Source organism: Pontimicrobium sp. MEBiC06410 (genome assembly GCF_053601615.1).
The window spans coordinates 1-302 of the sequence record NZ_JBSHNT010000010.1 but is presented as its reverse complement, the minus strand read 5'-3'; the positions used below and the strand labels follow the sequence as shown (position 1 = coordinate 302).

Here is a 302-nt window from a genome sequence, read left to right as displayed (position 1 = left end):
GTTGTCGCGGTTACTGTAATATCATGTTGGTCTGCAAAGGCTAATGTGGTAATCTCTGCGGTAACCACTGGTGGCTCACTTACTTCTACAAAGGTTACTGTATTTGGGTCGCCTACTATGGTAGAACAGCCTAAGGCACTGGTAACCACTACCGAGTAGTTTCCGCCTTCTGTTGGGGTAATACTTGATTGGTTTGCGTATTGTGGTTGTTCTACGCCTTCTAAGTACCAGGTAAAGGTATAGCCATCGGCCACAGTTAAGCCCGTGTCTATTGCTGGCGTGTTAATGACTTCTGTACCATT

The 302-nt window shown here is 46.0% G+C and carries 1 pseudogene; it reads right to left on the bottom strand.

The annotated features are described in order from the left end of the window. A pseudogene (locus tag ACVC08_RS00085) lies at window positions 1–302 on the bottom strand (hypothetical protein); the annotation flags it as partial.